The sequence below is a fragment of the Corynebacterium sp. CNJ-954 genome (assembly GCF_001942345.1).
Classification (GTDB): Bacteria; Actinomycetota; Actinomycetes; order Mycobacteriales; family Mycobacteriaceae; genus Corynebacterium.
In genome coordinates, this window is the sequence record NZ_MKKI01000017.1 from 1 (window position 1) to 24,266 (window position 24,266).

Here is a 24,266-nt window from a genome sequence, read left to right on the forward strand (position 1 = left end):
TGCTCGCCGCCGTGCTGATCTCCGCCACCGCGTGGGCGGTCAACCCCACACCACCGGCGCAGGTGGGTTGAACACCATGCTCGCCGCCGTGCTGATCTCCGCCACCGCGTGGGCGGTCAACCCCACACCACCGGCGCAGGCGGACGTCTTCCACGGCTACTGGATCAAAGGAAGAATCGAGCAGACCTTCCACCGCCTCGGCGGACACGCCAAATTCGGTAACGCCACCACCAACGAATCCAACGCCGCGAGAGGTGGGAAATTCCAGGTCTTCGCCAAATCCTCCTCCATCTACTGGCACCCCAACGTCTCCGGCGGAGTCGCCCGCCAGGTCGGCGGACGTATTCGTGACAAGTGGCGCGATCTGGGCTGGGAGAACTCTCGTTTGAAGTACCCCACCACCGACGAGATCATCCCACCGGACGGCAAAGGCCGATTCAACCACTTCGAAGGCGGCTCGATCTACTGGTCACCAGCCACCGATGCCCACCAGATTGAAGGACTGATCTTCGACAAGTGGGCTGAGCTGGGCCATGAGACCGGCGTTTTGGGCTACCCCACCACCGATGAAGCCACCCCACCGGATCGCACAGGCCGATTCAACCACTTCGAGGGCGGTTCAATCTACTTCCACCCCACCTACGGCACCCACCAGGTCACCGGAAAGATCCGGGAACTGTGGAAAGACAACGGGTGGGAAACCGGCAAGCTCGGCTACCCCACCTCTGATCCCTACCAGGCCGGTGGCGGCATCAAACAGGACTTCGTCGGCGGGGCCATCCAGTCCTTCGAACCCACCGGAGTAGCCCTGGCCCGCTACGATCAAGCCCGCTACTCCAGCTACCGCCAGACCATCCCCCTGTTCACCACCGCCGCACAACCTCGCTGGGCACCAGAGGCAATGAACCGCGAACTGATCCAACACATGGACGACTACTTCCCGCTGACCGGCTGCCCCGATGAACTGACCACCGGGGCGAGTTGCACCCTCACCGGGATCGGTGGACGCAGCGGTACAGCCACCGTCGAACGCATCGCCGATAGTGGCATCACCCTGACCACCAACCCCGGCCACCCCGAGGGCGCGGGGCGCAAGCTCAACATCCGCTTCGACACCGTCACCGCTCCCACCGGTATCACTGCAGCCGACGGCCAGATGCTCTTCGACGACACCGTCAACGAAGCGGCGTACCTCAACTCGGATAAAACCTGGATCCGCCTGGTCGTCGAAGCCTTCGGTGACACCAGCTCCACCCAGGTCGCCGGCCCGTTCGTCTCTGACCACATCGGTGCCCAAGTCTGGCCCGAACTGGCCACCAACCTGCGAGACGGCGCGACAAGCGCCAAGACCACCTACACCCCCTTGTGACAGGCCCCAGCCACACCCTGCCGTCCCCTGTGCTGCGTTCCTGCCGCCACGCACAGCAGATCACACCCATGTCCACGACCTCGTCCGGGACCTCGTCCATCGCCTCGAGCTTGCTCGATTAGGGCGTTGAACCGGGCCACCAACCGGGCGTATCTGACATCTCCTGCACCCTCCACGCCTGATCTGCACCCGTACGCTCACCAGACTCCCCACCTACGCCTTCATCACCCACGCCCTCATCTACATCACCCAAGGACTTGTGCCCCCATGAACCCCACCGACGCCTCCTCCTGTTCTCCAGCGCGCAGTACCACCGCGGCGCGGGTCACCACCGCAGCCAAACGTGGCATCCTCGCGGCGATCACCACGGTTGCCGCGACCGGTCTGGCGATGAGTACCGGTGGCACCGCACTCGCTGCACCTAGTGCCTCACTGATGTCCACTAAAGCCGGCGACGGTGGGCTGGAAACAAAAACCTGCACTGCCTCCAACCCCCAGGTCCGCATCGACTCCTTCGACGTGCCCGGCACCTCCGCCTGCTACGAACTCACCGCCGCCTCTGGCTGGGTCGCAGTCAACATCACCGGCTCCTACGGCGTGATCAACAACCTCACCAGCCCAGTGTCCGTAGCGTTCAAACTCCCCGACGGCGCTGTCTACTGGCAAGCCACCATCGCCCCCGGCGAGGTGCACTCCATCGACGTCAACCGGGGTGGGTCCACCGTGGTGGAACTGCAGGTCGCCCCGGTATCCTCCCCCAACGGCCCCTCCACCGGGAACCTGGACCCCGGCCCGGATGCTGACGGCACCGACAGCGCTGACAACGTGGTTTCCCTGCGCTCTGCGGGTAACCGTGTTTCCGGTCAGGTCGCCCGCATCAACTGGAACGGTGTGGTCACCTCGCCCTTGACCCGCAACAGCGGCTTCACCGACCGACTGGACGGCTCCTTCAAAGTCGTGCGCGCCCTTGATGGTTCCGGGTGCATCAGCCTGGAATCCGCCGCATACCCGGACACCTACCTGCACACCACCACCGGCAACGGTGTTGCGGCGTCGATCAACCCGGACCCCACGGCAGCGACGTGGTGCGCCACCGACGCAGCCACTCCGGTGACGGGCAAGTACCTGGCCTCTGCGGCTGATCAGTCCCGGGTATTGACTACCGGCACGGCCACCAACCGGGCGTTGACAACCACGACGACCCGGAATGCTGAGTCTGCGTGGTTTGTGGACACCGCCCTCGCCTTCCCTGCCTTCCCCGGCAACTAGCCGGACACCTCAAGCACACCTACAAGAACAGGCACACCTGAGCTGATGACCTCCCCCTCCACCACCACGCTGGCCCAATTGAAGACCCGGGTCAGTCTGTGGCTGCCGATCATCCTGTCGACCGTGGTGGCGCTCGCTCTGATCGCTGAATCCTCCAGCGCCCTGGCAGTGGCCCAAGGCGAGCAGAATCAGCAGGCTCAGGACGATGCGCAGGCCGCTGCGGCCGAGCAGCTTGATATCACCGATACTGCTGATGCCAGAGCCTTCGCTGTGGACATGCTCGGATCCGACTTCCCGGCCTCGAGTCAGGCCGCCGCAGCAGCGCTGGCCGGATCCGCCGAGGACTTTGCCGCGTACAAAGACTCCGGGCGGGGTCTCGCCCAGAACCAGGATCTTCGCTCCATCCTGGTGACGATCTCGGCGATCAGCGGGCCGAAGGTGCAGGCCAAAGCCACCGAACTGTTGGACGCCAATGACGGTGCCGGCAACACTGAAGCGATCGCCGAGTTCATCGATTCCGGGTGGCAGGCACTGCAGGCCCAGGATGACCGTGCCACGGCCTGGCATGCTGCTGAAGCACCGGCAGGCTCGGCACTCAAGCGTGCCGCTGATGCGGCATTGAAAGCCAACACCGATGATGCCCTGGCTGAATTCGCCGCCACCGGTCAAGACACCGCCATCTCTCATGACAAACGTCGGGAAGTCTACGAACTATCCACCTCCGAGCTTCCCAGTGTCGCTGCCGGGGCATCCGAAGCACTGCAGGTCAACACCGATACCGCGATCGAGACATTTCTGCGCTACGGCCAGTTCGTCGCCGCGTCCCAAGACGCCGAGAAGATGAACACCACCGAACTGGTGGAACTGGCGATCAACGAAGCTGCCAAAGCCTCTGAAGCCAACAGTCTGGCCGTCCAACAGGCCGATAGTGCCGCCCGAGCGGCAGACAACGCCCGGCTCGCGGCACAGAAAGCCCGCGATGAAGCCATCGCCGCCGATAATGCTCAGGTCCGTGCCGGTAACGCGGCACGCAGTGCCGGACAACTAGCCAACCAGGCTGCCCGCCTGGCTGACAGTGCTGTCGCAGCCTCCCAGGAAGCCCGCATCGCCCTGCAGCAAACCGCTGACGCGCTCGCGCGTGCGGCCGCGGCAGCCGCGCAAGCCAGGGCCGCGGCAGCAACAGCGGCTGCCAGGGCCTCTGATGCCTCGCGTAATGCCGGGGATGCTCGCGCGGCACGTATCGCCGCCGAGCATGCCAACAGTGCTGCCCAGGCTGCGGAGAAGTCCCAACAGGCCTACCAGCACGCTGATACCGCTGCACGTCATGCTGGTACTGCCGGTGCGGCGGCCTCGGCCGCTGCCGGTAACGCTGAAGCTGCCGCCTCTGCTGCCTCTGAGGCTGCCGGTGCTGCCGGGGTCAGTGAATCCGCGGCAGCAGAAGCACGTGCCGGTGCTGCTCGTGCTCGTGCTGCCGCTGGGCGTGCTCGGGCGGCAGCCAATCAGGTCGACACGTTGGTGGTGCGGATCACCGACCTGGTCGCCCAGGCTAAAAAGGCCGCAGCGCAGGCGACTGAGCATGCTAAGAAGTCGGCGGTTGCTGCCGAAGATGCGGCACGGTTTGCCGGTGATGCTGCCTACGCGGCACGCATGTCCGGGGTGCACGCTGCTGATGCTGCTGCCGCGGCGAAGGCTGCTGATGAGGCCATTGATATCGCCGAGGCCGGGATGGAAATCTCCCGAGCGGTGGCTGATGATCGGGCGAAAGCGGAGAAAGACTTCCTGCGAGGCGAAGCCGAAGACGCCCGAGCGATTCAGGATTCCGCCGATGCGGTGCGTGCCGAGCGCGATGCGAAGCTCAAAGACCTGCAGTCAAAGATGGAGCCCCTGCAGGCCGATGCCACGGAGAACGGGCAGACCCCGGATGCCAACGATTTCTCTGGTGATCTTGCCACGCTGCGGCAAGCAACCGTGGCTGCTGCCCAGGTCGGTGAACCTGCTGTTGCTGGTGCTGCGCGTACTGCCCTATCGGCTGGGACCGATGAGGCACTCAAGCAGTTCGCTGTCAGTGGATACCCTGAAGCTGTCAGTGATGACGAGTTAGCAACAGTGCGCTACTGGTGGGCTAACGACCCCAATGAAGCGGTGAGGGATGCCGCAGACAACGTCGTGGACTCGGACGAAGACACCATCAGCGATTTCATTGACAACGAGGTGCCTGAACTTCGCACTCCAGGCTTGAAAGAAGCGACATGGGCTCTGCGGGAGAGCGCAGGCGACAACACGCGTAAGGCCGCTGATGATGCGCTGCGGACCGGTACGTATGAATCGTTAGACGGATTCATCAACGGCGGATATCAGAAGGCCCGATGGTCTGATCAGATCCAACAGGCTTACCACCTGGTGGAGACCGGAGGACCTGAGGTCAAGGCGGCGGCCGAGGCCGCTGTTGTCGGCGATCGGGCGGGGCTCAATGAGTTCATCACCATTGAGCAGTACCGGCGTGCTGCGATGGATGATCAACGCGCTTCCCATGACGAGAACATCGATGCGATGCTCAACATCGGTCGACAGTCTGCTGATACCGCTGCTGAGCTCGCGGCGAATGCGCAAGCCGCCCACGAACAAGCTCTCGGATCTGCAGCACGAGCGCGTGAGTATGCACAGGCCGCTGCAGACTATGCAGGTCATGCTCAAGAGTCTGCTCGTTTGGCAAATGAGCATCTTGCTTCCGCCAGGCGGTCGTTGGATTTCGCGAAAGCACAGCAGACACGTGCACATCAAGCTGCTAGTGCCGCTGAGGCTGATGCCGCGCAGGCCGAGTCGAATGCTGATCAGCCACCGGGCATGCTGCTGATGCGCGTGCGGCGGCGAACTCTGCAGCTAGTTCAGCAGCCTCAGCACGAGCGTCGGCAGATGCTGCGGGTCAGGATGCCACTCTGGCTGCTCAGGCTGCTGATGCTGCCTATCAGGCGGCGTGGGATAAAGAGATGCAGGAGTATATCGAGTACCAGGATGCTCTGATCGCAGGGGCAGTCGATGATGATGGTGCCGCCGGTAAACCCATGGGCCTGTGGGAAGCGGTGAAGCATCATGTCGGTCAAAATGGTATCGACATCATCAAAGACATCGTTGGTATCACGGATTTTGAAAACTGCATCGGCGGCAGTCTAGGTTCGTGCGCATGGCTCATCGGCGGACTTGTAGGAGGAAAAATACTGCAGGTCGGGTACAAGGCCTTCAGGAATTCGGGGAAGATTCGGAGGATCTTCGACAAGATTCCTGATATCAGGAACTCGATGCGCACCAGCCGCACCGCGAAGAAGTCTGAACGTGTCGCCTCGATTGAACGTGCGACGTCTCGCTGTCTTGCAGGAGCACGTACCGCGTCCTGGTCGAACGAGAAGACAGGTGGCCCGAGCTTCAGCTTCGCTCATCGCACATCGCCGGTGACAGAACAACCGTCCGGTACCGCGCAGTACCGGCTGGCCGCCGGCAAGTCGTGTCCCCTGCGGCCTCAGCCTTTCACGGGCAACTACACGTCCGTTCCGGTTCACACATTCACCCCTGATGAGCTGAATGTGTTCATGAAATGGGACAAAGTTTCACCTATTCGGAACCATGGAGCCATAGCGACCGATCGTGGCGGCCGATCGCTACCGAAGGGAACAGACCTAGAACGGGTAATCGATTCACTCGAGCAGAAGATGAAGCGCAACACTCTTGATGTTCGCTACTCGAACCTTCTCAATGACGTCAAGCCGAACAATATTCTTAACAACAATATTGGTCCGACGTCGACGAGGACGGGGAAGAATCGTCGGGTCGGCCAGGATGAGTATCAGAATATGATGGCTCAGTATGAAATGCGCGCCGCCGAGAAGAACAACTATATTTCTCGTCTCAACCAGCGTGATGTGAACGTCAATTCCAATGGAGATATCATCGAGGCCAGCCGCGGACGACCGGACATTGTCGTGTCCACTAGGGATGGCGCGGTGAATGTGAAGATGGAGTATGACACCAGTTCCTCCAACAGGGCATTGGGACATGCACATCAACAGTTGGATGCTAACCCTGAGGCCCGGGTCTTCCTCGTGGATTTGACAGGTAAGGACCTGCCAGCGGAGCTACAGGAGGTAATCAAGGCTAACCTGGACGATCTCATGGCCCTCTAGAAGCTTCAGATACGCGACCACGACGGGCGCCGTTGACGCGGTCCCACTTGGCAGTAAGGCATACTTGGTTCATGGTCTCTTCGCGCTGGTTCACCACCCCGGTCGACGTGTTCGCGCCCTGGTCGTACACGATGCAGTTCGTCCGCGCGCCTCACGAATTCGTCGTCGAACAGGTCGCGCACTCTCTGCCCACCGTCGGTGGGGCTCTAAGTGGCCACACCGGCGAGCTGGGCGGGGTGCGCCAGTACGACACCGCCGCACCGATTGATCAGTGGGCACTGCTGATGCGCACCGGGGAGAAAGAGTTCACCGACGACCCTCATGCGCAGTACCTCGGCACCCCGACACTGGTAGCGGCGACAACCAATCCTGCATGGTGTGTCGTACTGAGGGGTAGGGATGACACCAACAACATCCAGCAGCAGTTACGCCTCGGGGTTCGCACCCCCGTGGTTGACGATGCACTGGCAATTTATGTTCAGCGCTACCCTGACACCAGTGACTTGGAAACCTACCCGAAGCGCGTCGCTGACTTCATGCACGGCAGTCAAGGACCCCACGCCGTACGACTCACCGGGCATGCCGGGCTCTCCCCGGGCAAGGAGATGCGTGAGTATCTGCACGGTACAGAGATCACCAGCGGGACGAAGGTGAAGCAGTGTCTTCACTGGCCTCAGGAGGATCCAGCGTACTTCTACCCGGGCCTGGAGAAGATGGTCAAGAAAAAAGGCCCGGTCATCTCCCGTTTCACAGATGATGACATCGGTGATGTGATGACACTGTTCGATATTGACATGTTCAACCCGGACTTCTACACCGAACAGGTGACCACTCTGTGTACTGGGGTTCCCCCGCAGAAAGAATACGATCCGGGCATTTATGCCAAATATCGTGACAAGTACATGCCCGACTGGCGAGAGGAGACCGGCTACCGTGGGTGACTTCATTACACAAGAAGAATTCAATCAGTGGTGCCCTGATTCGTTGGCCCCTATCACCCACGAGGTGACTTTTCTAAAGACTCCGATTGATCTAATCGAGGAGCACTATTCCAATTGGCTACGCCAGTGGGCCGAGGATGTCCAAGATGAAATGTATGTCCAGTTCAACCGGCAACAGGTTACGGCTGATCTATCGTGGGTCGATGCTCGCCGAGAAGACCTTCCCGGATTGCTTCTGCCGCAGAATATAATTCGGGATCGCCATCTTTTCTGCGAAACAGATTCACCATGGACAGCCGTTTTTACATCAAATTCTCTTCCTGGCACAGCCGTCTTACCTATGATGCAATCGTTCATTCAGTACGTCAACGAAGAACAGGGTTCGTCGGGCGAATCAGAGATTTCATACATTGAGATACACGCCAAGCCTAGGGCCCACCCCCGCGAGGAACTTGATATCATAGCAGATTCCTACTTCTCCCCGCAGGAACATTTTTCATCTATCGGAAACTGCCATATTTGCATAAAGGATAATGTGCGAATTTCCCGGGGAGTATATCATGGTCTAGATTTTATATTAGGACACCATGAGCACGCCCGCGATGGGGCAACGCATCCTGCACGCTCGAAAGATGGGTTTCGGTTCCTAAAACCAGAAAACTACGACGATATAGAAATTGATTCTGAGGACTTCATTTCCGAGCTGCCCGATAGTTTTGACGATATCGAAGAAGAACCGATCGTGGGCCCTGATATTTGGAACATTTTCGGCTTCCGCGAGATGGAGATGATTTGCGCTGATTTCGGGATCCGGCCGTTCGACAAGGACTTCTACTCTGATCGCGGTCTTCTCGCCACCATGTGGTTCGAGAATGAACCCCGTTTCACCGCTGTGCCTCGGGTTGATTTTAAGCATTATCAACGGATGATCGGTGTCGGACCCGACATCATCAGGTCAAGGTAGATATTCAATACCGATTCTGGTGGGGATTTTTCCTGCTCGCTCTCACCATATTGTATCTTTTCACGTTTAAGGAGTTTCATGTTCAGTTTCGGAAAGAAGAATCGCGTGCAACGGCAGAAGCATGACGACACAACATCGACACCACAGAGGGACACCCCCGACGACACGTCACGTACCAGTACCAGTGTCACTCCGGGCGACATCGAGGCCCCACTCGCCGCCAACGCTGTGCAACTCGTCGCCGCCGGAGCCGGACTAACAACGGTGAATACCGGCTCCACCGTATGGCTGCACTGCCCAGCCATCGGCCTCCAGGATCTCGACCTCGGCGCTCTGGATATGCGCATCGAGGTATCCGGATCGGCGAACGAACCCCTGACGCACAACGTGGTGATGGAATTCGACGGTGTGCTCGACGACTGGGACCCCCTCAGTGTCCAGCGTGTGCTCAACGAGTGGAACGATCAGTTCACCGCCCCACGGGTGTTTTCCTACCAGGACAGTGCGGACCACACACGTATCCGCGGCCAGATTGTAATGACCTGGTGGCAGGGTCATACGGTCGCTCAGCTGGATCACTTCCTCCGCAGTGTGATAGGCGCAGCGACGAATCTTAGCCAGTGCTTGGAGGAAAAGTGGCAGAATGTTCCCCGCCTGACTCCGGACACCACACCGGAACCAAATGGGGTCGGTTTATCTGGTGAGGACCGCGGTGTTTCGGCCACCGAGGCGATGGCCGAGCAATTCATCACCGATGGGAATCCTTTCGGTTTTCTCGCCGGGGACACCTCTGCGGTGACCACGCAGCGCATCGCCAAGGATTTTGCCTCCCGCAGCGGACAGCTCTCCCCGGTCGACGATGATGGCGTCCTGCGTATCACGTGGGGTGATCCCGACATCAACATCAGTGTCAACGGTGACGTGCTCACCGTGTCCTCCAGCGCCGAGGTCATGCTCGCCGATCCGGAAGACCCCGGCTTCCTACTTCCTCTGACATGGAGATGGTCGACCAACCGGGCTGGGGCCGTGGCAGTGGTGCACCGCAACACTGACGGATCAACCTCGGTGATCTACGCCCTTCACCAGTTCGTCGGAGCAGGCATGACCGATCGCCAGCTCACGGTCACGATGTCGCAGACCTGCGAGCTGGTCGCCGACTGCATGATGGGGCTAGCCGATGACATCACCAATGGATACAACGAGCCCTAACCTCCCACCCACCACGGTACGAAACCTCTGAGCCATGACTTTCCGTGACGACATCACCACCGGCATGCCCGATCACTTCACCATGCCCGAAGAATTCCTCACCCTCGCAGACTGGGTCGAGGAGCAGGGCTTCGCCCGGCCCTGGAGCGGGGACATCATCGACCCCGATGATGAGGGGCCGCACAGCATCTACCTCGAAGTCGGCAACAGGACGCCGTGGCCTGAGAACTACCCTGACCGGACCTTCCCTGTCATTTCAGCCGGTGGAGACGGCTCGGTAATTAGTCTCTGGCTCGACGAGGACGGACATCAACAGATCGTCCACCAGGGATCCGGATCTGGATCCACTCTGTGGGCGACGTTCCCTTCGGCTATGTCGGTGCTGCGCCTACTCGCGATCGGCTACCTCATCCCCGGTAGTCCGGACGAATGGGGCGAACCACCTGAGTTCGAAGACGATGAAGACCGCTACGGTACCAATGAAGCACTTGCGCCATACAGGAAGTGGCTACAGGAGAGGTGGGGGGAGCAGATCCCGGCTACAGGTGTTGAGGCTCTGGGACTCACGCCAGAGGAAGCTGCAATCTGGACAACGATCGATGGTCCGAGCGACAGTGACCCATTTGGCATCTGGCTGTGGAATGTATCCTCTTAGCTGACTCCTGGAGGTAGGGCTTGGGCCCTGGGATCATCCTTCTCTGCCGCCCAGTCAGTTCGAGCCAGATCAAACTTCAACAATCCATGTAGCAAACCCAGTGGCTTTTTGCATAGACCTTTTCGTAGAGACAACTAGCCTGGGATCAGGCCCAGGCTTGCGGAAGATCGTCTAGTCGCAGTGTTCGCAAAACGATCGTTTCATGAACAACTGCGGCCAGAAGAGCGATTTTTCATACTCCCAGGAGAAAATGTTCATAAACCCGTTCGTTTTCTGGTAGGCTTCAATCACTTATACGAACACGATTTTCGAACAATATAGAGGGCTCCTATGGGACTTGTAGGCCTAGTGCGCGTCTCGACGAGCACGCAAGAAGTTCGCCGCCAGCATGATTGTGAATGTGATCGCTATATGGCGTGGAATCTTGATGACTCTGTGTCGCGGTTTTCTGCACTGGGCTTGAGAGGAGTTCGGTCATGTTCTCCGGTGCCCACACGCCTCCGCAGCACCATCGGGTGCACCCCGAAATCCGAGGCGATCTTGGCGATCGGCACACCGGGTTGCCGGTTACGTGCGACGCGGACAACGTCGTCACTGAACTCTTGGGGGTAGGGCTTGGTCATGGGGATCATCCTTCCAGGCTGCCCAGTCAGGGTAAGCCAGATCAGATGTCACCTATCCATGCATCAGACCCGTCGGTGTGACCAACCACCGAACTGCGATACCGCAGCTCGAGTATGCCCCGGCTAGGACGACAAGCCGCCACCTCCGACGCTCATCATGGACCGGCTCAGCTCTTCCGAAGCGGCCATAGCTTCGGCCAACAGGTAACCATAGCCGGACAGATATAGAAGTCGCGGTCTTACCACTAATTGAGGCGAAGACAGGTGATATAGATGTACGACGCTGTAAAGGCCACTCGTGACGACAAGTGGGTCGATTTAGTTCATCTCGGGGCCGATCGCGGGCACGATGACAAGAGTGAAGGCTACTGCCAGGATAATGAGCACGAAGATACTGAGGACGGTGAACCAGAGTCGGTCGCGGATCACTCCCACGAACTCGCGGATCACGGCACTGGTGAAGTAGTACCAGGCAGTGGGCGCACCGACAGCATGCGCGTTCATCTCCAGAGTCCGGGTCAGCAGTGCGGCCCGGAAGACATGGTAGCTACTCGTAGCCACGACCACCGGCGAGGAGGGGTCCGTGAGGAGTTGCCGGGAGAACCGGAGGTTCTCCTCGGTGTTACGCGACTCGGTTTCGGCGATCACGGTGGCCGGGTCGGCTCCCTGTTCGATGAGGTAGTCACGCATCGCTGCACCTTCGGGCCGGGGCTCGTCCGGCCCTTGTCCGCCACTGACAATGATCGCCGGTGTGCCGTGAAACTGCTGCTGGACGGCCAGCCCCCGGTCTAGCCTGGCGCCGAGCAGTGGCGTGACGTTGCCATTGATCAAACCGGCCCCCAGGACAATCACAGCCTCCGGCGCCTTGCGGATCGGCCGCCACCGGTAGAACAGTGATGCGGCAGTGAAGGCCGCGAAGGCGAAGCCGAAGTAGAGCACGACCAGTGTGGCTGACAGGTGTGTTGCATACCTGGCCATATAGCCGGGATCGGTGCGGACCGTCTCCGCGGGCGCCAGCATCCCCAGCGTGGTTGGCAGGAACAGGAGGCCCACGCCGGCGATGAGCGCCAGCGCATTGCCGAGTGAACGGCTTTCTTTACGCAGGACGGTGGCACCCGAGTACAGGAGGAAGACCACCAGCAATGGATAGCCGACGAGGATGCCCAGCAAGAACACTACTGTCACGGTGAGCCCGATGACGATCAGGGGCCCCGGGTGCCCTTGGTTGGCGAACGCCATGCCCACGCCGAGAGCTGTTAGCCCCAGTCCCATCGCCAGGTAGACAGGTGTGGCGATGCGGCGCCCGTCCCGAATCAGACCAGTGATGCCCGCGCCCAGGAGCACGATCCCCAAAGCGATGATGACGGCTAAGACAACCGGTGGTGCGGTCATGTGAACTCCTCGTACGAAGCTAGAAGGATTGAGTTTGTCTCTTGTTGACTCTGCGCGGTTCACGAACTGTCAGCATCCCACTGGTGAGCGCGTTGCCAACCGTAGTTCAACGGCCAGATCTGCGATCTCGATGAGGGCCCTATCACCGCGTTCGACACGCGCCGTCACCAGGGTGAAGACTGGCAGGAGAAGTGTTGTCAGCACGGCACTCCCCGACCGCGTCGCCGGCAATCGGGGCAGGTTGTCCGACGAAAATCATATCCGTACCTCTAGACGCCGCCAACTAGCCCAGTATGCGAGACCGGCTAGTACGGAGCACCCAGTGGCTAAGCTGTTCGCCGCGAGGTATGAGACCCACTCGACGTCGGGGTCGCGTAGATCCTGCATACCGGCCCACGCCCCCAGAAAAGTCCCCAGGGTAAGGGTAGTCGTCCCCAAGAACACCATCGCAACGACATAGACAACTCGCGCCTTAGGCCGTGAGCTGGTGGTGCCTATAGTTCCTCTGCGAAGCAGGATCAGGGCAGCGATCGAGCCGCAGATCAGGGCGACCAGATCTGCGGCCAGAGTATCGGAGAAGCGGTGCCACTTCGCGGTGGTCGTGTACGCGCCAATCCCCGCCGCCCAGGTCATGACCACTAGCATTGCAATACCACGCCACCGATACGGCACGACCAAAAGAACGGCGACAAGTACGGTCATTGCAATCGTTGTGTGGCCGCTGGGAAACGAGTTGTGTGCGTAGTGACCAGCGACCTCGACCAGGTCAGGTCGTGGTAGCACGAAGCGTTTCAACACCTGGGTAACCAACTGCCCGCCGACGATTACAGCGACCGCCACCACTGCTAGAACGACTTTGCGGCGTAGGAAACCGATCAGTCCGACCAGCGCTGTTGCGATACCTAGCGTCCATACAGTGATCTGATCTAACGCGGACCAGGCGCCGTCGGATTCGGCACTTGGGGCTTGGTCTGCTCCCCGAAGCGCAGCGTTTTCCAACGCCTGACCAGTCGTGGTCAGCACAGCGAGTGCGTAAACAACGACCAGCAACCCGAGGCAGACTGTCAACAGGATCCACCAGCGTCGTCCTGGTACAGGATTCATCTCTACGGCTCGGTCGTCGAACTGGTCGATCCTACTCTTCATCCCTTCTCCTCTCGTCTCCTATGCCCCATACCGGCCCGGGGCAAAGTATGGTAGCGATGAGATGACCAGCGTAGTGGCTCCCCGTGACCACAACTACAGAGGGAATCTACTAACTCCGTTAGCAAGTACGCCTCACCGACACCGTGAGGCTATGGCACTACTGATGGGTGCTGTTGCAAAATGGTGATGGGGAGGCCATACTCGGGCAGTATAGGCATCTTCTCCGGTCGCCACTTCCCTCAAGACGTGATCCTGTGGGCGGTTCGGTGGTACTGCCGCTATGGGGTGTCCTACCGCGATCTCGAGGAGATGATCACCGAGCGCGGCGCAGCGGTGGATCACACCACGATTCTCACCGCTGGGTGCAGAAGTACGGCCCCGAACTGGACAAAAGAACCCGCTGGTACCGCCAAACCCCGCCCTGGTTCGCGGATTCATGGAGGGTGGATGAGACCTACATCCGGGTCGGTGGGAAATGGTGCTACCTCTACCGGGCAGTCACCGCAGACGGCCGGACCCTGGACTTCTCCATGTCCACCCGCCGTAACACGGCCGCAGCAACGAGGTTTCTGGGAAAAGCACTGCGCAGCGCTGGTCACCGCAGTCGCAACGGTGAGTGCCCCCGTGGGCCTCGGGTGATCTGCACCGACAAAGCACCAACCTACGCCGCGGCGATCGCAGCGCTGATCGACAAGAAGAAGCTGTCGACGACAGTGCAACACCGACAGGTGAAGTACCTGAACAATGTGATCGAGAGCGATCATGGCAGGTTGAAGAGGATCCTGGGCCCCAAAGGCGGCGGGTTCAAGAACCCGGTGTCGGCCTACCGGACACTGCAGGGCATGGAGGCGATGCACGCGCTACGCAAAGGACAAGGCCGGGTGTTCGCCTTCGGGTGTCCGAACCCGGATGCGGTGATCGTCGCCAAGGCCTTCGCCGGCGCCTGAGATACCAGCACGCGGGGTCGGGAACTCCTGGCGTGATCAGCTTTCCGACACCATCACCCCAGATTGCAACAGCACCTGTTCAAAGCAACTTCCGAACGGATGAATGTGGACCTAGTGCACATGCACACCGGGATAGCATGTGCAGTAGATAGACAACACACTCCGCAGTGCAGTAGGATGCCAACAGATCTACAGCCACGGAGGATGTTCAACATGGATGATCAAGCGAAGGTGCTCGGTGATCTCGAGGCGATTGCCGAGGAGGTCAGCGTGGCTGAACAGCGCCTTACCGATCTTCGTGGGCGCCGTGATCATCTGATTCGCGCAGCGGTGGCCCTTGGCGTGCCTCGCCGAAGGATCGCCCTTGCAGCTCAGGTCACCCGTAACACGGTGTATGCCGCAGCACCGACTACATAGCCAGCCCCAGGGGGTGGAAGAAGATGTAGGAAATACCGGAATACTCGCAAGATACACACTGGAAGACAGGAGCCTCGCTCATGACCGAAGACAGTCTTATGAGCGACCCACCACAACGCTGGGCAGTCATCCTGCGCTGGTTGAAGGACTTTCGGGTTCGAGCCTTGCTGGCACTCATCGTCATTGGTGCTGTAATTTTTCTCGCCCGTGACCATTACCACTTTCTCGAGGATGGATGGAGGGCGCTTCTCCAAGCAAATAACTGGTACATTATCGCTGCTGTCACAGCCATGGGATTATCTATGATCGCCCAATCGGAGGTTATGGTCGGCCTGCTCCGCTCAGCGGGGGTACCGGTGAAACGCACGAGCGCGAATGCTCTCGGGCTCTCCGCCAATGCGTGGTCATCGTCGTTCCCAGGAGGCCCAGCGATCTCGGCAGCGATGATTTTCCGCGAACAAATGAAGTGGGGGGCCACTGCCGTTGTCGCTAGCTGGTACCTAGTCATCTCTGGTGTCCTGTCAGGGGCCAGCATGGCACTTCTAGGACTCGGAGCCATGTTCTTCCTTCAGGCGAAGGTTCATGTTTTTTCCTTGTCCCTTTCCCTACTGGCGCTAGTAGCACTTTTACTAGCGGTCAGATGGGTGGGCAGAAACCCAATAAAGGTACAATCTTTCCTGATGGCCGGAATGTCGTGGTTCAATCGAAAGAGAAGAAAACCGGCCGACAGGTATCATGATGAAATCCGAGGTTTCTCCGATCAGCTACGGACAGTTGACCTCCCAGCTAGAAGCCTCATATATGCAATTTTCTTTTCGCTTCTCAACTGGATACTTGAGATAGTCTGTCTTTTTCTGTGCATTCTCGCCATAGGCGCGGAACCGAACGTTTCTGGGGCTATCTTGCTTTTATTGGCGCCAAGCTAGTCGGTCAAGCTCCAGTCACCCCCGGAGGATTGGGGACAGTCGACATTACCCTCACCACAATGCTCGTAGGTTTTGCGGGATTGAGTTCCGGCGAGTCAGTCGCATCCGTGATTGTTTTCAGGATGGTGAGCTTCGCTCTGCTCACTATAGTTGGCTGGCTGGTATTCCTGTGGTCCTTCGCTGTTCCGAAGGAGAATGAAGGACATCCGGAGAACATAATTTCTTGGCAGGCTCCGAAATCCGCAGATATTTCCGAGGAACGCAGTGGGAACAATGGCAGTTCCCGAAAGCAAGATCGGATGATTGAGGATCAGATCGATATTCGCTCGAACCAGAAGCGCCCCCGCTCAGAGGGTGAAGGGTCTACGTAGTCTTAGACCGCTGGGGCGCACTGGTGTCCATGAGGGGTAAGGAGTCACGGTAGGAGTGCATGCCGTAGCTGCCCATTCGGGGGTATTTGACGGACGATGGCCGCTGACTACCCACACTTTAGACAGCGATCTGTTATGGTTCACAGCAACCCCACAGGCGGCCCTGCGGCCCGTAAGTAAAGGAATTTCATGGCTACGAAATCAAAGGCAGTTCCGGCGATCATGGCTGGCCTGGTCGCACTTGCACTCGGCTGCGCTCCGGCGAATGCCTCTATCCCAGAGCCCTCTTCTTCATCGACATCCCCCATCGTTGGATCACTCGTAGAGGCGCCTATCACCACTAAGGCCGCTCCGTTCTACGTCGGACCTTTCCGCTACGGATGGGAGTGTAAAGGCAATGCAAACTGGATGAAGCTCCATGGCTACAACATCGTTCGCGGATGCGTGAAGCACGCGGATGGCAAATGGTGGTACAGGGCACGGGTCTAGTCTTTCGCTTGTTGGGTCCGGGGTTTTCCCTGGACCTTTTTCTTTGCCCATGATCAACCAGCGAGGGCTATCTTTTCTCAGCACTGGCAGGACTCATCGGTGATCTGATCACCGCTGCAGGGTCACTGCTGCCCTGACGGGGAACCCTCACCCCTCGGGATCTCACTATCGGCAGTGTCTTTGCTGCCCCCGTCGGCGTACACCCCGCGTCCAGCCAGCGCATCGTAGAGGGTAGGCCGCGACACGCCCAGCTCCCTAGCGATCCTGGCTTTAGGGACACCAGTGGCTACGAGCTGACGGGCCCGGGCGACATCCCCCATCGTCAACCGCGCCTGCTTACGATACTTCCCGGCCTTCTTCGCGACCTCAATTCCCTCACGCTGACGTTCTTTGATGCCCTCGCGCTCCAACTGCGCGAAAGCAGCAAAGATGGTCAGCATCGCCCTGCCCTCCTTGCTGGTCACATTCAACTGCGGAGTATCAATGAACTCGACCTTCACACCACGATCGGCAAGCTCATCAACGATGGCCAACAGTTCCACCGTTGTGCGCGCAAGCCGATCAATCGACTTCACCCGCAATGTGTCCCCCGGGTAGATATACCGCAGCAACGTTGACAGCTCCGCGCGCTCACGCCGGGACCCCGCACCTGAGGCTTTCTCCTCGACGAGAAGATCAACATTGTGGAGCACTTCTCGTTGACGCTCAAGATTCTGATCCGCTGACGACACCCGGGCATAGCCATACACCCGGCCACCGCCGACCCGAGGCGGGATTCGCTCACGATCTGTCAAGACTCTCCTAGGGGTGGCGACACTACTGTCAAAATCGGGAATCTAAGGCCTCATTTTACAGGAAGAACGGTGTCCAGGAAAAGTGTCAGGCCAGTACGCCCTACTTTACATGTTTCGACGCGCCTCAATGTGACCAGAATCACACGTGTGCGTTTGACAGTAGTCAATTAAGAGGGTTATCTGAATGATAGGTAGTCCTTACCGAGACTACTCACCCCGCACAACACTCCTTTGGGAATGAGGTCATCATGTCAGTGAGCATCCGGACACGTTTCACCGCAGTTGTCGCAGCAGTCTCCATCGGCCTGACTGGAATCGGTCTCGCCAGCGCTCAAGAATCCTTGATCGCACCACCGACAGCAACTGCCGATCAACAGGAAACACTCCCCGCAGCACTTGGCGGTTCCCAGCATGGCACCACCGAACAGACCCTCGACATTCAGGGTTATGGCGCAATCACCGCCACCCTGAACAACGACACGGGGCTACTCACAACCACCTTGCCTGACGGGTCAACTCGAACCACTAGCTTCGAGGATGCAGCTACGTCACTGCAGGACGCCCTTGACAATCCTCCGGCTGACGCGACCTCGGAGATCTCAGCTGTGAACCTGAAGTTCTCCAAGAAAGACATCTGCCCGTACGTCGTTTCTGCCGTGGGCACCGTCCATGCAGGCTCGTGGGCTGCGGTGCTAGCTCTTGCAGCGGTTAACCCAGCCGTTGCTGCTCTGGCAACACTGGGCGAGGGCTTCTTCTGGACCTGGGTTGGGTCCCACTGCTAGAAGTGACGATATCCGGCTAGAAGAGCGGTAGGAGGTTGGAGTTCAATGTCAGCATTTATCACGTTCATCCTGGTCGTAGCCGGTGGCACCATAGGCTACGCTTTTGGGCTTATCACCCGGATGCGTAGAGATCCGTCTTTGCAGGGTAAAGGCCTCAAAGAGGCTATGTTCAAGAAGAAGTAGGCTCCACTCAACGTACTGTCGAGGGTGCTGTTGCAAAGCTGGGGTGGCGTCGGCAGGCTCAGCGCTACGGCGTCCACCAGATAGTCTCGCCCTCGTCGGTCGTCAAGCCTGAACTGCGCAGCCCCAGCCGGGCTGCGATAGCAGCAGAAGCCACATGGTCTGGGTGGATCGAGGCCGTGAAGTGGCTAACCCCATGGTCTTTCAACCACGTGCACATCAATTGTGCACTACGTGTGGCCAGGCCCCGACCCTGGAATCGGACCCCGATAACCCACGCTAGTTCCGCAACCCTCGGGTCGTCCTGGGGAACAACTGTTGCCTGCACGTACCCAGCCGGTTCTCCCGACACGCGAACGATCCAGTTCAACCACAACTGCGACCCATCAGGCGATACCCCGTCCACCTGACCAGCGTACGTGCGGCGTAACTCGTCAATACTCGGTGGCTCACCACCGGTGAATACATACAGCTCACGATCCTGCAACACCGTAAGCATCGCGTCAGCATCATCACCGCGCAACGGCATCAGCAGCACATCGCCCTGCGTAATCGGTGTTGCTTTCAAAGAACATTGTTGGTCCGGATTCTCGCCCATATCACCCAGTAAAGCCCGACCGTCACAATGACCCGCAACATGACTCATACTTGAGGTGCCCTACCGCAGCAGTCCCATCTTCTCGTACACGTCGGCGACCACAGACTCCGCAACGACCGACGCTTTCTCGGCACCGCGGTCCAGGATCCGCTTCAGCTCCGCCGGATCGGCCATGTACTCGTCGTACCGGGCCTTCAGCGGGGTGGTGAAGGCCTGCAGCGCATCCGCGGTGTCCACCTTCAACGCACCGTACTGCGCCCCGGCCGCCTGGTAGTCGGCCACGATCTCATCCACGCTACGTCCGGTCAGAGCAGACTGAATCACCAACAGGTTCGACACACCCGGCTTCTCCTCCCGGTCGTACCGGATCTCACCGTCGTTGTCCGTCACCGCCGACTTGATCCGCTTCGCCGACGTCTTCGGTTCGTCCAACAGGTTCACGATGCCCTTCGGGTTGTCCCCGGACTTGCTCATCTTCGATGTCGGATCCTGTAGATCGTAGATCTTCGCCGCGCCCTGCGGGATGAACCCGTCGGGCACCACGAACGTCTCGCCGAAACGGGCGTTGAAGCGCTCAGCCAGGTTGCGGGTCAACTCCAGGTGCTGGCGCTGGTCCTCACCCACCGGCACCAACTGCGGACGGTAGAGCAGGATATCCGCCGCCATGAGCATCGGGTACATGAACAGACCCGCAGAGGTCCGCTCCGCACCACGCTTGGCCGACTTGTCCTTGAACTGCGTCATCCGCGACGCCTCACCGAAACCGGTGAGGCAGGTCAGAACCCACGCCAGCTCGGCATGCTGCGGTACCTGGGACTGCACGAAGATCGTGGACTTCTCCGGGTCGATCCCCAGCGCCAACAGCTGCGCCACACCAACCAAAATCCGCTCACGCAACTGGACAGGATCCTGGTCCACCGTGATCGCATGCAGGTTGGGGATGAAGTAGAAGGCGTCGTAGCCGTCCTGCAGCTCAATCCACTGCTTGACCGCACCCAGGTAATTCCCGAGCTGGTAGGAGTCCGCCGTAGGTTGGATGCCGGACAGGACGCGCTTGATCTGTGCTCCATCACTCATGCGCAACAACTGTAGTTGAACAGGTGCTATTGCAAAGTAGCTCTTTCTGCGACGATCAGGGCAGGTAACGGCACACATGGCTTCGATGACACGGCACTGCGACAGCGTGACACTGACATCATCGACCTGCTGACGCTGCTCAGCAGAGCAGCCAGTGGTGAACCGGTCACACCAGATGTGCTGCATCAGACGATCAGCACTGCCCATCGCCCCGGGGTGCGTTCTGCTGAACGCTGACCGATGAGAGCATCAGCCTGGGAGGGGTGTGGCTGCGGCACAAGATGACAGGAACATAGCTGGTTCCTGCATGTCATGGGGCATATGCTGCAGGCTCACCGGTGTCAGAACACCCCGGTGATATTCTGACTTCCGAGCGTGCAGAGAGGTCTCGCACAGAACACTGCCTAGCAGTGAACGACGTGGCCTGGAGCGCTCCCTGGGATTGTGCGCAGTGACTCCCCGCCTGGCTCGGAGTCCGCCTGCGTGCGGGAACCGGGCATGTGGACATGCGGGTACAGGCGTCTACTCCACGCGCAACCGCAGGGCATGTTTTCCGTCACCTAGATCCCGGAGGTGGTTCACATGGGCGATCAGCACATGTCCACGACGGGTCAGGACAAAAAGAAAAGCACCGTAGCGAGAAACCTTGGGCGGTTCGCTACGGCGCTTGGACTGAGGGTCCTGGCTCGATGGGTCTACGAGGTGCTCTTTAACTAGAGGCACAGTGTAGATCCGAGGGGTCGTCGGTGTTCCAGCACCGGCGGCCTCTTTTCAATGAGCGGAGGAGACATACCAGTGGAGGAGGATGTGTCTGTCGCTCACAATCGGAAGATTACAAGAACACCGTCGGGATGTCAACAGGCCGAATCGCCCTGACCTGCTGTTTCAGGCACAAACAGCCAGCTTGTGCCCGCCTCCACGCCATGAAAACCGCAGTGGCGGACTGCTCTTGCGCGCCCTGCTATCCAGCCACGGCCCGGCGCACCTCGTCGAGCTGGCGGGTACCCAACCCACCCAGCCGCCGGTTCTCGGCGATACCAGTAGCTCCAGGAAGTCCTGGATACTGACCTTTCCCCACCCCGGCAACGCGCGCAGGAAGCTGGTCAGCCGCGTCTTCGCCAACACCTCATCACCCAACGCTTCATCCAGCCCAGCGGAACCACTGGTCTCCCCGGTGCGCAACCGGGCAGTGAACTCCGCGCGCTTTGCGCGAGTCTCGGCTGCCTTCTGCAGCGCCGTGGCACGCTGTTGCGGGGTGGGGGTGGGAAGACTGGAGGCCATGAGATGATCACACGCTTTCAGCTAACCAGGGGGAGGTCACCAGATGCCTGGAACCTGCTGTTGAGCAGTCAAGATACCACTATCAGGTCACCGGTAGGCGGTGAAACCGAGTTCTTTACCCACCCCTGACGCTCTCGTCACGCAGTTGCTTTGGCGGCCCGTCGGGCGGCCAGTTCATCGAACGATGCCGGGCTATGGGATCGTTGGGAGGCAAACGCGGTGATAGTACCGTTCAGCTCAGTGACCAGTCCGGGTACAGCCACCCCGAACACGCCCTGGCCTCCGGCGAGTAGGTCCACGATCTCATCGGCCGATGTGCACTCATAGACCGTGGTGCCGTCGGACATCAGGGTCAGGCCGGACAGATCGGCCACCCCCCTGTCAGTCAGGTGGGTCAGTGCTTTACGCACGTTCTGCAGCGAGATCCCCGCGTCGAGCAGGGACTTGATGATCTTGATCAGCAGAATGTCCCGGAACGAGTAGAGACGCTGCGAGCCGGACCCGGCCGCGGCGGTCACGCTGGCAGCCACCAGATCAGTACGTGTCCAGTAGTCCAACTGTCGGTAGGTGATGTGCGCGATCTGGCACACCGTAGGCCCGCGGTAGCCGACCTGCGGATCAGCGTGGCCGATGTGATCTGTCTCAACGTCGAACAATGCGCCCTGCACCGGCTGTTCGGCTGCAATATCAGTTGTAGTCATGGTCTCGCGTGCCCTTCTTCCCCAAGGGTGATGACGTGGCTGTCATTTACCTCACCCAGGCTAGTGCACCACCGCCCTACCCGGTAGCCCACCGATCCTCAGGCAGGCGTCCCCGTCCTACGCTGTTGTCCACTCATGCAAACGTGTGTTCTACTTTGATCATGTCTACACCCGTTCGTATTGTCCCCGGTGATCAGTACCCGATCGCGGTTGCCACCGACGCGGTGCCCGCTGGTTTTCCCAGCCCGGCACAAGACTACGACGAATCGGGAGTCGACTTGAGCGCGCAGCTCATCGACCATCCCGCAGCCACCTTCCTGGTGCGTGTTGCTGGTGATTCGATGACCGGGCGGGGCATCGACGATGGTGACGAGCTGATCGTGGATCGTTCCCTGACTGCCCGAAACGGCGATGTGGTCGTGGCCCTGATCGACGGTGAGTTCACCGTCAAGACTTATCGTCCCGGACCTCCTGCGGTCCTCAAGCCAGCGAACCCGGATTTCGACGATATTGTCCTGTCGGGTCGCGAGGATGCAGAGATCTGGGGTGTGGTCACCACCTGCCTGCACCACCTACGCCACACGCACACACGGTAGGACCCTGGGAGACCCTTGTGCGCGCCGCAATAGATCCAGACCGCTACACCGCCTTTGATGGGCCCTCCCTGCCGCGCCCTGGACAGCTGGTGGGCCTGGTCGATGTTCGCAGCATGTACGTCTCCTGCGAGCGGGTATTCAACCCCCAGTTACGCTCGCCTCGCGTCACGGTGGTGTTGTCCAACAATGACGGATGCGTGATCGCGCGGAGCCAGGAAGCTAAAGACCGCGGCATCGCCATGGGTACGCCCTGGTTTCAACTGCGTGATCGCCCGGACATGGCCGATGTGGTTGCCTTGTCCTCGAACTACGAGCTCTACGGCTCGATGTCGGAGAAAATGATATCCCTGCTGGCGGAGTATGCCGCGTGGATGCATCCCTACAGCATTGATGAGGCCTTCATCATCCTCCCCCGCGACAACGCCACCAACGTGGCCCGCACGATTCAGGCCGACATCGCCCAGTGTCTAGGTCTACCCGTCACGGTGGGGTTGGGGACCCCGAAGACGTTGGCGAAGATCGCATCCACCAGGGCCAAAGACCACCAGCCTTTCGGCGGGGTGTGCAACCTCGCCGAGTGGAGCGAGAACCAGGTGAATGCGGTGCTCGACAAGCTGCCGGTCGACGAGGTCTGGGGTGTTGGCCGCCGGTTGTCGGAGCGTCTGCGTGCTGCCGGTGTGGCTACCGGCGGGGATCTGAAACGCTGCGATCCGGCCTGGTTGCGCCGTTTCCATGCTCTCCCCTTGGCGCAGAGCGCCCATGAGCTGGCCGGTACCCCAGTCATTGACTTCGATGACTCTCCCACCGATGCTCCGAAGGCGATGGTGTTCTCCCGCCTGATGGGTACCAGGGCCACCGGGGCTGAGGATGTCGCTGCAGCGCTGACCGCTGCAGCACACCCCTTGTCCCAGCGGTTGCGCGCACAAGGAATGAAGGCGGCGATGATCACCGCTGGGGTGGCACCGGGAATCATGATGAGATCACACACCAGGCGATGCGCACCACGGGGATGATGTCACCGACCTCGTCGACCCGTCAGATCGCGGCAGCGGCGCGGGCAGCTGTGCCGCATATCCTCGAAGGCGTGGCGTATTCGCGGGTGGAGATCCTGGCCACGGGGCTGATCGAGGACACCGGGCAGTTGGATCTGTTCGCCGATGCGCGCGAGGACCGTTCAGCCTTGGATGCGGTACTGGACTCCCTGCCGGTCGAGGCGGTGACGATTGGAACCTCGGCGGGTGTTGTTGCAAAGTGGTGTTGGTAGCGTCGGGAAACCGATCTCGACAGGGCTATCTGACCTCTCGGCCCTGGTTTAAGCGCCTGTGAAGGCCTTGGCCACGATCACTGCATCCGGGTTCGATTGC

The 24,266-nt window shown here is 59.8% G+C and carries 21 protein-coding genes and 2 pseudogenes; 15 read left to right on the plus strand and 8 right to left on the minus strand.

From position 1 onward, the window contains the following. The 8 genes from BJF89_RS07435 to BJF89_RS07470 form a co-directional block, all read left to right on the plus strand. Window positions 1-1,369 (plus strand): LGFP repeat-containing protein (locus BJF89_RS07435; protein WP_369803668.1); only part of this gene is annotated, 1,369 nt, incomplete at its 5' end. A 267-nt stretch (window positions 1,370-1,636) separates the two neighbouring features. After that, a complete protein-coding gene (locus BJF89_RS07440; RefSeq protein WP_075813688.1) occupies window positions 1,637-2,638 on the plus strand; it encodes an AbfB domain-containing protein in 1,002 nt (333 codons plus the stop codon). A gap of 45 nt (window positions 2,639-2,683) precedes the next feature. Continuing rightward, entirely contained in the window at window positions 2,684-5,659 is a 2,976-nt protein-coding gene (locus BJF89_RS07445) for an ALF repeat-containing protein (protein ID WP_075813690.1), read from the plus strand. After that, window positions 5,626-6,813, plus strand: a complete 1,188-nt coding sequence (locus BJF89_RS07450) for a hypothetical protein (protein ID WP_075813692.1) — start codon at window positions 5,626-5,628, stop codon at window positions 6,811-6,813. The genes BJF89_RS07445 and BJF89_RS07450 overlap by 34 nt, the downstream gene beginning before the upstream one ends. Window positions 6,814-6,884: 71 nt before the next feature. Next, window positions 6,885-7,754, plus strand: a complete 870-nt coding sequence (locus BJF89_RS07455) for a hypothetical protein (RefSeq protein WP_075813694.1) — start codon at window positions 6,885-6,887, stop codon at window positions 7,752-7,754. Continuing rightward, the gene (locus BJF89_RS07460) at window positions 7,747-8,718 is read left to right on the plus strand and encodes a hypothetical protein (RefSeq protein ID WP_075813696.1); all 972 of its coding nucleotides are present in this window, start codon (window positions 7,747-7,749) and stop codon (window positions 8,716-8,718) included. Before BJF89_RS07455 ends, BJF89_RS07460 begins: the two co-directional genes overlap by 8 nt. A 78-nt stretch (window positions 8,719-8,796) precedes the next feature. Continuing rightward, the gene (locus BJF89_RS07465) at window positions 8,797-9,927 is read left to right on the plus strand and encodes a YbjN domain-containing protein (protein WP_075813698.1); all 1,131 of its coding nucleotides are present in this window, start codon (window positions 8,797-8,799) and stop codon (window positions 9,925-9,927) included. A 34-nt stretch (window positions 9,928-9,961) separates the two neighbouring features. Then, on the plus strand, window positions 9,962-10,582 hold the full coding sequence (locus BJF89_RS07470; RefSeq protein WP_075813700.1) for a hypothetical protein: 621 nt from the start codon (window positions 9,962-9,964) through the stop codon (window positions 10,580-10,582). A 407-nt stretch (window positions 10,583-10,989) separates the two neighbouring features. Here BJF89_RS07470 and BJF89_RS19105 read toward each other — a convergent pair whose 3' ends face one another. From BJF89_RS19105 to BJF89_RS07485, 3 genes are all read right to left on the minus strand, one after another. Next, window positions 10,990-11,205 (minus strand): hypothetical protein, encoded by a 216-nt coding sequence (locus BJF89_RS19105; RefSeq protein ID WP_222843813.1) that lies wholly within the window; start codon window positions 11,203-11,205, stop codon window positions 10,990-10,992. 318 nt (window positions 11,206-11,523) lie between these two features. After that, window positions 11,524-12,597, minus strand: coding sequence for a YdcF family protein (locus tag BJF89_RS07480; RefSeq protein WP_075813702.1), 1,074 nt, complete (start codon window positions 12,595-12,597; stop codon window positions 11,524-11,526). Window positions 12,598-12,852: 255 nt separating this feature from the next. Further along, a complete protein-coding gene (locus BJF89_RS07485) occupies window positions 12,853-13,743 on the minus strand; it encodes a phosphatase PAP2 family protein (RefSeq protein ID WP_255372523.1) in 891 nt (296 codons plus the stop codon). 210 nt (window positions 13,744-13,953) lie between these two features. Between BJF89_RS07485 and BJF89_RS07490 the strand changes: the two are divergent. The 3 genes and pseudogenes from BJF89_RS07490 to BJF89_RS18175 all read left to right on the plus strand — a co-directional run bounded on the left by BJF89_RS07490 (window position 13,954) and on the right by BJF89_RS18175 (window position 16,404). Next, window positions 13,954-14,690 (plus strand): annotated as a pseudogene (locus BJF89_RS07490) (IS6 family transposase). A gap of 204 nt (window positions 14,691-14,894) precedes the next feature. Beyond that, window positions 14,895-15,107 (plus strand): hypothetical protein, encoded by a 213-nt coding sequence (locus BJF89_RS18500; RefSeq protein WP_139311930.1) that lies wholly within the window; start codon window positions 14,895-14,897, stop codon window positions 15,105-15,107. Between the two features lie 98 nt (window positions 15,108-15,205). Further along, a pseudogene (locus BJF89_RS18175) lies at window positions 15,206-16,404 on the plus strand (YbhN family protein). Window positions 16,405-17,015: 611 nt separating this feature from the next. On the opposite strand, the gene BJF89_RS07505 reads toward BJF89_RS18175, so the two are convergent. After that, window positions 17,016-17,687, minus strand: coding sequence for a recombinase family protein (locus tag BJF89_RS07505; RefSeq protein ID WP_222843814.1), 672 nt, complete (start codon window positions 17,685-17,687; stop codon window positions 17,016-17,018). 248 nt (window positions 17,688-17,935) lie between these two features. Between BJF89_RS07505 and BJF89_RS07510 the strand changes: the two genes are divergently transcribed. Continuing rightward, window positions 17,936-18,469 carry a hypothetical protein gene (locus BJF89_RS07510; RefSeq protein WP_075813708.1) on the plus strand — a complete coding sequence of 178 codons (534 nt, stop codon included), beginning with the start codon at window positions 17,936-17,938 and terminating at the stop codon, window positions 18,467-18,469. Window positions 18,470-18,716: 247 nt separating this feature from the next. Here BJF89_RS07510 and BJF89_RS07515 read toward each other — a convergent pair whose 3' ends face one another. The 4 genes from BJF89_RS07515 to BJF89_RS07530 form a co-directional block, all read right to left on the minus strand. Continuing rightward, entirely contained in the window at window positions 18,717-19,247 is a 531-nt protein-coding gene (locus tag BJF89_RS07515; protein WP_075813710.1) for a GNAT family N-acetyltransferase, read from the minus strand. Between the two features lie 60 nt (window positions 19,248-19,307). Continuing rightward, a complete protein-coding gene (gene trpS, locus BJF89_RS07520) occupies window positions 19,308-20,324 on the minus strand; it encodes a tryptophan--tRNA ligase (RefSeq protein WP_075813712.1) in 1,017 nt (338 codons plus the stop codon). An 885-nt stretch (window positions 20,325-21,209) separates the two neighbouring features. Next, complete coding sequence (gene mihF, locus BJF89_RS07525; protein ID WP_187344685.1) at window positions 21,210-21,605, minus strand: integration host factor, actinobacterial type; 396 nt, start codon at window positions 21,603-21,605, stop codon at window positions 21,210-21,212. A gap of 137 nt (window positions 21,606-21,742) precedes the next feature. Continuing rightward, window positions 21,743-22,306 (minus strand): MerR family transcriptional regulator, encoded by a 564-nt coding sequence (locus tag BJF89_RS07530; protein ID WP_075813714.1) that lies wholly within the window; start codon window positions 22,304-22,306, stop codon window positions 21,743-21,745. 161 nt (window positions 22,307-22,467) lie between these two features. Between BJF89_RS07530 and BJF89_RS07535 the strand changes: the two genes are divergently transcribed. From BJF89_RS07535 to BJF89_RS07545, 3 genes are read left to right on the plus strand one after another with little or no spacing between them, the layout of a single operon-like run. Then, on the plus strand, window positions 22,468-22,902 hold the full coding sequence (locus BJF89_RS07535; protein ID WP_075813716.1) for a LexA family transcriptional regulator: 435 nt from the start codon (window positions 22,468-22,470) through the stop codon (window positions 22,900-22,902). A 17-nt stretch (window positions 22,903-22,919) separates the two neighbouring features. Then, window positions 22,920-23,915 (plus strand): hypothetical protein, encoded by a 996-nt coding sequence (locus BJF89_RS07540; protein ID WP_139311931.1) that lies wholly within the window; start codon window positions 22,920-22,922, stop codon window positions 23,913-23,915. Next, a complete protein-coding gene (locus BJF89_RS07545) occupies window positions 23,897-24,166 on the plus strand; it encodes a hypothetical protein (protein WP_075813720.1) in 270 nt (89 codons plus the stop codon). Before BJF89_RS07540 ends, BJF89_RS07545 begins: the two co-directional genes overlap by 19 nt. Window positions 24,167-24,266: the final 100 nt, after the last annotated feature.

Coding starts and splice junctions, on each gene's coding strand:
- BJF89_RS07440 (WP_075813688.1), top strand. CDS start 1,637: ATGAACCCCACCGACGCCTCCTCCTGTTCTCCAGCGCGCAGTACCACC.
- BJF89_RS07445 (WP_075813690.1), top strand. CDS start 2,684: ATGACCTCCCCCTCCACCACCACGCTGGCCCAATTGAAGACCCGGGTC.
- BJF89_RS07450 (WP_075813692.1), top strand. CDS start 5,626: ATGCAGGAGTATATCGAGTACCAGGATGCTCTGATCGCAGGGGCAGTC.
- BJF89_RS07455 (WP_075813694.1), top strand. CDS start 6,885: ATGGTCTCTTCGCGCTGGTTCACCACCCCGGTCGACGTGTTCGCGCCC.
- BJF89_RS07465 (WP_075813698.1), top strand. CDS start 8,797: ATGTTCAGTTTCGGAAAGAAGAATCGCGTGCAACGGCAGAAGCATGAC.
- BJF89_RS07470 (WP_075813700.1), top strand. CDS start 9,962: ATGACTTTCCGTGACGACATCACCACCGGCATGCCCGATCACTTCACC.
- BJF89_RS19105 (WP_222843813.1), bottom strand. CDS start 11,205: ATGACCAAGCCCTACCCCCAAGAGTTCAGTGACGACGTTGTCCGCGTC.
- BJF89_RS07480 (WP_075813702.1), bottom strand. CDS start 12,597: ATGACCGCACCACCGGTTGTCTTAGCCGTCATCATCGCTTTGGGGATC.
- BJF89_RS07485 (WP_255372523.1), bottom strand. CDS start 13,743: ATGAAGAGTAGGATCGACCAGTTCGACGACCGAGCCGTAGAGATGAAT.
- BJF89_RS18500 (WP_139311930.1), top strand. CDS start 14,895: ATGTTCAACATGGATGATCAAGCGAAGGTGCTCGGTGATCTCGAGGCG.
- BJF89_RS07510 (WP_075813708.1), top strand. CDS start 17,936: ATGTCAGTGAGCATCCGGACACGTTTCACCGCAGTTGTCGCAGCAGTC.
- BJF89_RS07515 (WP_075813710.1), bottom strand. CDS start 19,247: ATGGGCGAGAATCCGGACCAACAATGTTCTTTGAAAGCAACACCGATT.
- trpS (WP_075813712.1), bottom strand. CDS start 20,324: ATGAGTGATGGAGCACAGATCAAGCGCGTCCTGTCCGGCATCCAACCT.
- mihF (WP_187344685.1), bottom strand. CDS start 21,605: ATGGCCTCCAGTCTTCCCACCCCCACCCCGCAACAGCGTGCCACGGCG.
- BJF89_RS07530 (WP_075813714.1), bottom strand. CDS start 22,306: ATGACTACAACTGATATTGCAGCCGAACAGCCGGTGCAGGGCGCATTG.
- BJF89_RS07535 (WP_075813716.1), top strand. CDS start 22,468: ATGTCTACACCCGTTCGTATTGTCCCCGGTGATCAGTACCCGATCGCG.
- BJF89_RS07545 (WP_075813720.1), top strand. CDS start 23,897: ATGCGCACCACGGGGATGATGTCACCGACCTCGTCGACCCGTCAGATC.